An 8,504-nucleotide genomic window follows, 5' to 3' on the forward strand; every position below is an offset into this window, starting at 1 on the left:
CTACTTCTACCTACCCTATAAACTCTCGAAAGTGGGGGGAGAGTGAAAAACTACGGGAGAATTTCTCGGTTAGTATCTGATTTGCGGGAAGAAAAGCAACTTGTACAGGACATTTGCTGTGATTTCTCGTTACAGAAAGAATCAAGTTTACTGACAATTACAGCTTGGTTAGAATCAGAATATCTGGAACGAGTTGAAGAGTTGATTTGTAATCATTTACAAGCATTACAAGATCAAGAAATTAGCACGTCAGAACTCAATCGGATTCAAAGGTTTTTATGTAATGATTATGCCTTTTCTACGGAGACACCAAATCAGCTAACTAATTTTTATGGTTATTATCATACCATTGCTAATGCTGAATTAGCTGTTACCTATCCTCAAGAAATCCAGTCTTTCAATGCTCAAGAACTGCAAAAATTAGCTCAACAATATCTTTCAACAGCTAATTATGCTGTGACAATTCTCCAACCTTGTTAATTATTAAGTGAAAAATGCAAACTATTAATAGTCGCTCTCTCATTCATCGCACTGTATTAAGTAATGGCATTGTTTTATTAGTCTCAGAAAATCAAGCTGCTGATATTATTGCGGGACGGATTTTTATTCGCGCTGGTAGTTGTTATGAACATCGAGAAAAAGCTGGTTTAGCGCATTTGTTATCGGCGGTAATGACAAAGGGATGTGATGGTTTATCGAGTTTAGAAATTGCGGAAAAAGTCGAATCGGTGGGAGCTAGTTTAGGGACAGATGCGGCTACAGATTATTTTGTGCTATCTTTGAAAACTGTAACTGCTGATTTTATTGATATTTTAACATTAGCCGGACAATTATTGCGATCGCCTACTTTTCCCGAAAATCAAGTAGAACTAGAAAAGCGGTTAGCAATCCAAGATATTCGTTCCCAAAAGGAGCAGCCTTTTAACCTGGCTTTTGAACAACTGCGTCAGGTAATGTACCCAAATCATCCCTACTCGATGTCAGTTTTAGGTGATGAAACAACCATGAGTAGCATTACCCGTGCTGACTTAGTAGAATATCATCAAACTCATTTCCGTCCTGATAATATTGTAATTAGTATTGCTGGACGGATTACAGCAGAACAAGCTGAGAAATTAGTCACAACAATTTTTGGTGATTGGGAAATACCAGATTCCGCTCAACCTACTCTTAATTTACCGTCAATTACCGCATTACCTAAACCCTGTCTTAAACCCCTAAATACACAACAATCAATTATCATGTTGGGTTATTTAGGACCATCAGTAACTAACCCAGAATATGCGGCTCTCAAGTTACTTGCTACCTATTTAGGCAATGGTCTTTCTAGTCGTTTATTTGTAGAATTACGAGAAAAGCAAGGTTTAGCTTATGACGTATCTGCTATTTATTCAACTCGACTTTTTCCCGCTTCCTTTGTAGTTTATATTGGCACTGCACCGGAAAATACCAAAATTGCTTTTAATGGACTCCGCCAAGAAGTAGAATTATTATGTACCACCGAACTATCAGCAGAAGCATTACAAACTGCTAAAAACAAAATTATCGGTCAATATGCTTTGGGTAAACAAACTAATGGACATATTGCTCAAATATATGGCTGGTATGAAATTTTAGGTTTAGGAATTGAATTTGATCAAAAGTTTCCCGAATTAATTAATAATGTGACTGCAACTGAAGCAATTACCGCCGCTCGTAAATATTTACAAGCACCTTATCTGTCTTTAGTTGGACCAGAAGAAGCCATTCAGACGGCTACTTTCTAAAACCTTAAATATGGTTTGCTGATAGCGTAGCGTGGCGTATTAATCCTGATTGGGCGCAGGGACTGCGCCCCTACCTCATAGCCCTAATTAGTTTAGTATAGGTTGGGTAACAACTTCTGCGTCACCCAACCCAGTCATCAAAATTTTAGATATTTTTGCAGTGTATTTGCCCAAGCGTCTCACAGCATATAACTTAAAATAAAATTGTAACAGAAACTACAAAATTGATATTTTTTCCAAAAAAGAGGGTAAGCTAACAATATCAATCCGGTTCACAAACATACGGTGATGAGGAGTAGGTATTATGGTGACAACGTCTCTCCCACTTATAGAAAATCATTCTCCAGCGCATATTTGCCCTTATGATCAAGCCTGTAGCTATTTAGAATGGGCTGCTAAAGAATTAAAATTAGATCAAGGTATCGTAGAAATACTCAGTCACCCTCGAAAAGTTGTCACAGTTTCCATTCCCATAAAAATGGACAATGGGGAAGTGCGGGTTTTTGCTGGACATCGGGTACAACATTCCGATATTTTAGGACCCTATAAAGGTGGTATTCGCTACCATGAAGCAGTGACATTACGAGAAGTATCCGCCCTAGCTATGCTGATGACTTGGAAATGTGCATTGTTAGGTATTCCCTACGGTGGTGGCAAAGGGGGAATTCCCATAGACCCCAAAAAGTTCAGTGTGGGGGAATTAGAACGCATTAGCCGCCGTTATATTAGCGAATTAATTAAAGATATTGGACCATCTGTAGATATACCCGCCCCAGACATGGGAACATCGGCGCGGGAAATGGCATGGATGATGGATACTTATTCTGTCAATGTTGGTCATTCTGTCCCCGGAGTAGTTACAGGTAAACCTTTATCTATTGGTGGTTCGCTGGGACGAGACATGGCGACTGGACGCGGTGTGATGATTATTGTTCGTGAAGCGATCGCAGATCATGGTAAATCTCTAGTAGGAGTCAGGGTGGCAATTCAAGGTTTCGGTAATGTAGGCGGGGCAGCCGCCGAATTGCTACACCAAGAAGGAGCAAAAATTATCGCTGTTTCCAGTGCTAGTGGGGGTATCTTTGCCGAAAATGGTCTTGATATTCCCGCTGTCAAAGCATACGCTACTGCAAACCGCCGCAGTGTGGTGGGATTTCCCCAAGCAAAACCCATTAGTAATGCAGACTTATTAACTTTACCTTGTGATGTCCTGATTCCTGCCGCTTTGGAAAACCAAATTACCGCAGAAAATGTCCATCAAATCAAAGCCCAATTTGTCGCAGAAGCTGCTAATGGACCTGTTACTTTGGAAGCTAACCGCATTCTAGAAGCCAAAGGTGTTACCGTGTTACCGGATATTTTAGCCAATGCTGGGGGTGTGGTGGTCAGTTATTTGGAATGGGTACAAGGTCTTTCTTACCTATTCTGGGACGAAGAAAGAGTCAATCGGGAAATGGAACATTTGATGGTTCAGGCTTACCGCAAGGTGATTCATGAGTCGCAAGCACGGAGGGTAAATCTGCGATTAGCTGCTTATACTTTGGGTGTAGGTCGAGTCGCGCAGGCTTTAAATGATCGGGGTTTGTATCCTTAGTTTTATCTGCAATCTAGTTTAATTTAGCTTAATTAGGGTGTGTTATGGATTGAACCTAACGCACCTTTATACAATCCGTTGGCTGAACGATATTACCTCTTGCAGCCTCCCACAAAAACTACAACCAGACCTTTGCACTCATAATTACATTGAAGTCTGTTTAATGATCCAAACTTTGAAAAAATCTAGCAATGTATCTGATAACCTAAAAGGTAATATATATTCCACCAAAAAGCTCTACAGCTTTGGCACATCTACACCAGATACCTAAGAACGGTATCAATTATTAGCACCATGCCTGATTTTAACCCTAATTCCACCCAACTACAAACACAACTCACTAAAAAATACTTCGATTTATCCCCTGCTATCCAAAAGATTATCCAATTGTTTTCGGTAATTTATACACCGATAGACAAAGGTTCATTCCTCAGTTGTATTTCCCAAACTGCTGCCTTAGACGAAAAGAATAGACCTTGGACTACTACAACCCTCAATTACCAAATTGAAAAATTGGTAATAGCACTTTTGCTAGTTAAGGAAAACAAGTTAGGTCCTGAATGCAATCCGTTACTCACAGAAATTGCTACTCGTCATGCAATAGAAACAGGGACTTTCGATATATTAGTTAAAGCCGTAGAGGAAAAACTACCTGTAAGTAATCACTGGAACAAGAAATCGCGGATGTTCCGCAGTCTTGGCCAGTGTATCAGAGAAATCCGCATTGGTCTTTACCGCCAAGACCTTAATTTTATTAATAAGCAAATTGAAGATTACCAAAATCACAGTAATCATACAGAAAAAATAGTCATAGAAAATATTTTTGAGCAGATATGCAATAACCCATTTGACGAAAATTGGTTTAAGACCTTACCACAAGAATTATATGAACGTGGTATATCTAGCATCCTCTTCAATTCAACCTTAAAATTGGTTAACTGTGAAGATGCGTTTATGATGCTAGACGAAGAATGTTATGAAAATGGAAAATATGCTTCAGATTATCTACATCTGATTTTGACAGAACAATTACTGTTAAGGGGTGATACTGAAGATGCACAAGAAATTTTAGAAAGTGTATCAGAAGAAAATCAAAATAACGCTGCTATTTATTGGGGTTGGTTGAATTTTGTTCGAGGTGAAAATGAACAAGCCATTAAATATTATACAGATGCCCTCAAAGCTATAAAAAAAGCCACAGGCAAACGCCAAATATATTTTAATACAATTGGCGGCTTATTTTTTATCCTAGCATTGTTAAAAGATGGTTCAGCAGAACGCCTCAAAGAAGCAGAAGAGTATGCCACATTAATGTCCCGTGAATCAGATCATTGGATCACGTTTATTTATGCCAGACTGAAAATGGTACTGCAAATCCAGCAAGGTGATATTACTCAAAAAGAACTTGTAGTAAGTGCCTATATTGCTTCGGTGGAAGAAGAAAATAGCTTACAAACATTGTTTTGTTCTCTGTGCCTTTACTGGATGGATGCTGAGAGTGCTAAGAAAAAATTACCTGATATACTAGAACCATTATATAGGCGATCGCTCGCATCCTGTCATCATTGGTTGGCAATGGAAACCGCTGAACTCCTATCCCGACTCAAACCCAGCAGCAACTATAAACAACAAGCAGCAGCACTAAGAGAAGATAGCGGCATTCAAACCATCGTAGATGTAATCCAACCCCAAACAGATTGGGAAATGTGCCTCAATGCCCTCGCAAATATCCAAAAACAACCACAAACCCCGGTTAAACCAGAATCAGAACTGCGTTTAGCATGGTTCATTACCTTCTATCCCAGCAGATGTGTCTTGCAACCCAAGGAACAAAAAGTTAATGCTAAAGGAGAATGGAGTAAAGGTCGTCCCATAGCCCTTAAACGTCTTAGCAGTGGATTAGCTGAGTTTGATTACGTCACACCCCAAGATATGCGGGTCTGTGGTTGTATTGAGGCATATAGTGAGGGCTATTATGGCAAAGTTGACTATATGTTCAACGAAAAAGCCATCTTGGCATTAATTGGACACCCAGTAGTTTTTTGGGAAGATACGCCTAATATCCGGGTAGAAATCGTCAAAGGAGAACCGGAACTACTGGTGAAAAAAGAAAAACAAGGTCGTCTTACCTTAGAATTTGCGCCCAAATTACCAGAATCACAGAATATTCTGCATATTAAAGAAACCCCTACCCGCATTAAAGTTATTGAAATTAAAGCTGAACACAGACGCATTGCCGAGATTATTGGTAAAGATAACAAATTAAACGTCCCTGCGATCGCCGAAAAGCAAGTTTTAGCAGCTATCAATGCCGTTTCTGGCATCGTTACCGTTCATTCTGACATCGGTGGCGGACTAGAAAATGCCGAAGAAGTCCCCGCCCAAACCTTACCCCATATTCACCTCTTACCTGCCAATTCCGGCTTGAAAATCACCCTGTTATCCCGTCCTTTTACCCAAGGTGGACCCTACTTCCGTCCCGGTGCAGGTGGTGAAACAGTCATTGCCGAAATTGAAGGTAAACGTCTGCACACCAAACGCAATTTAGCAGAAGAGAAACAACTTGCTAAAGCTGTTATAGAAGCCTGTCCTACCTTAACGCGAATTGAAGAACAAGATGGTGAATGGGCAATAGAAGAAGCAGAAGATTGTTTAGAACTGCTGCTAGAACTGCAAACACTGGGAAACAGTGTCGTCATGGCTTGGCCAGAAGGGGAAAAACTGCGGGTTAGTCACAATGCAGACTTGAAAGACTTTAATTTATCAATTCAACGTCAACAAGATTGGTTTGCAGCCACTGGTGAATTAAAATTAAATGACGACCTGGTGCTAGATATGCAGCAACTTCTCGCACTTTTGGAAAAAACCCCCAGCCGGTTTATTCCCCTGGGTGACGGTCAATTTCTGGCGTTAACCCAAGCATTTCGTAAACGTCTCGACGAATTGCGGATGTTTTCTGACAAACATGGTAAAGGTATGCGTTTTCACCCCTTGGCTACATTAGGGTTAGAGGATTTTGTAGACGAGGTAGGTAAACTAAAAGCAGATAAACATTGGAAGGAACATATCCAGAAACTCAAGGAAGTGCAAGACCTGCAACCAGAACTCCCGTCTACGTTTCAAGCTGAATTACGCGACTATCAAATGGATGGTTTCTGTTGGTTAGCACGTTTAGCACATTGGGGTGTAGGTGCTTGTTTAGCTGACCAAATGGGATTGGGTAAGACTGTACAAGCATTAGCAGTCATTCTTAGAAATGCCCATCATGGACCAACTTTAATTATTGCTCCTACTTCTGTGTGCATGAATTGGGTAAGTGAAGCGCAAAAATTCGCCCCAACTCTAAATATTCTGCAATTTTCTGGCGCGAACCGTCAAAAATTATTAGATGGTTTACAACCGTTGGATATGTTGGTCTGTAGTTATGGTTTATTACAGCAGGAAGAGGTATCTCAAATGCTTGCTCAAGTGCAGTGGCAAACGATTGTGTTAGATGAAGCCCAATCAATTAAAAATATGGCTACTAAACGTTCTCAGGCAGCTATGAACCTGAAAGCTAATTTTAAACTGCTGACTACGGGGACTCCTATTGAAAATCATTTAGGTGAATTGTGGAATTTATTTCGGTTTATTAATCCTGGCTTATTAGGTTCTTTTGAAAGCTTTAATCAACGCTTTGCAAATCCTATTGAGAGATATCAAGATAAACAAGCACGTAATAAACTAAAAAAACTGATTCAACCATTCTTATTACGACGCACAAAAAATCAGGTGTTGTCAGAATTGCCTTCTCGAACTGAAATTCTGCTTCATGTAGAATTGAGTCGAGAAGAAAAAGCATTTTATGAAGCTTTGCGTCGTCAAGCTATATCTAAACTAACTGAAAGTAATGCAGATGCAGGACAAAAACATTTACAAGTGTTAGCAGAGATAATGAAACTGCGTCGCGCTTGCTGTAATCCTAGTTTGGTGATGCCTGATACTGAGTTATCTAGTTCTAAGTTACAGCTTTTTGGTGAGGTGCTGGGTGAACTTTTAGAAAATCGCCATAAGGCTTTGGTGTTTAGTCAGTTCGTTGACCATTTGCATATCATCCGCGATTATTTGGAGAAGCAAGGGATTAAATATCAATATTTAGATGGTAGTACCCCAATGGCAGAACGGAAAAGAAGCGTAGATGCCTTTCAAGCTGGGGATGGGGATGTTTTTCTCATTAGTTTGAAAGCAGGGGGTACAGGACTCAATTTGACTGCTGCTGATTACGTTATCCATACAGACCCTTGGTGGAATCCTGCTGTGGAAGATCAAGCTTCTGACCGCGCTCACCGGATTGGACAACAACGTCCGGTAACAATTTATCGCTTGGTGGCTAAGGATACTATTGAGGATAAGATTGTGGAATTGCATCACCACAAGCGAGATTTGGCGGATAGTCTCTTGGAAGGTACTGATATGAGTGGTAAGATATCAACTGAGGCTTTGCTGCAATTAATTCATGAAGGTTAACTTTTTAGGTATTAGGCGATGGTAGTGGGGAAGGCGATCGCTTGCTGGAATAGAAAGAATAAGAACTTTGCACACTATTTCCCGAAAGAGGTATTGTTGTGATCTATATCACATTTTTATAGGGAATATTAACTAATAATAAGTTTAATCGAACATAGTATGTGATACTTAGCTTTTAATATTTTTACAAACCCCTAGAATTGCAAAAAATCTGGTAAAAATAGAGTTAAATTCGGTATAGTGATGGAACGATGAAAATTTACTAAATTTCATGGTATATCAAACTGGTTATCAAACTCAGTAACTGAATCTCAAGATAAGCAATATACACATCGTCTACTTAAAGAAGACAAAAGCCAACGAGATGTAATTCTTGATGAATTCATATCAATTGTTCAAAAAGCTCATGAAGATGCTCGCTTTCGTCTTCGTAAATTAGCTGGAAATCCTCTAGCTCCCTTTAGTGATTTTCCAGAAACAGAACCATGTAAAGGTTATCCTGAAAGTCTCAACATTATAACTCTTCAGGGTTATTTTGGAGAAATATTTGCGGGAATAATTGCAGAAAACTGTGAGCATTTTGGACATGATGATTGGGAAGTTCCTGCTTGGCTCTTGCGCCTCTTTTATGGAGAAAA

At 39.7% G+C, this 8,504-nt stretch carries 3 protein-coding genes and 1 pseudogene; all 4 read left to right on the forward strand.

Annotation, left to right across the window (positions count from 1 at the left end; genetic code table 11):
* Positions 1-54: 54 nt before the first annotated feature.
* A pseudogene (locus FJR05_RS12380) lies at positions 55-480 on the forward strand (M16 family metallopeptidase); the annotation flags it as partial.
* A gap of 14 nt (positions 481-494) precedes the next feature.
* Complete coding sequence (locus FJR05_RS12385; RefSeq protein ID WP_168644372.1) at positions 495-1,766, forward strand: pitrilysin family protein; 1,272 nt, start codon at positions 495-497, stop codon at positions 1,764-1,766.
* Positions 1,767-2,070: 304 nt separating this feature from the next.
* Positions 2,071-3,360, forward strand: coding sequence for a Glu/Leu/Phe/Val dehydrogenase (locus FJR05_RS12390; RefSeq protein ID WP_168644373.1), 1,290 nt, complete (start codon positions 2,071-2,073; stop codon positions 3,358-3,360).
* A 294-nt stretch (positions 3,361-3,654) separates the two neighbouring features.
* Positions 3,655-7,866, forward strand: coding sequence for a DEAD/DEAH box helicase (locus FJR05_RS12395; RefSeq protein ID WP_168644375.1), 4,212 nt, complete (start codon positions 3,655-3,657; stop codon positions 7,864-7,866).
* The last annotated feature ends 638 nt before the right edge of the window (positions 7,867-8,504 follow it).

Origin of the sequence: Dolichospermum sp. UHCC 0259 (assembly GCF_009711935.1) — a bacterium.
Taxonomy (GTDB): Bacteria; Cyanobacteriota; Cyanobacteriia; order Cyanobacteriales; family Nostocaceae; genus Dolichospermum.

What these genes read in the sequence shown, in the direction of transcription:
- FJR05_RS12395 (WP_168644375.1), top strand. Translation starts at nt 3,655, where the DNA reads ATGCCTGATTTTAACCCTAATTCCACCCAACTACAAACACAACTCACT.
- FJR05_RS12390 (WP_168644373.1), top strand. Translation starts at nt 2,071, where the DNA reads ATGGTGACAACGTCTCTCCCACTTATAGAAAATCATTCTCCAGCGCAT.
- FJR05_RS12385 (WP_168644372.1), top strand. Translation starts at nt 495, where the DNA reads ATGCAAACTATTAATAGTCGCTCTCTCATTCATCGCACTGTATTAAGT.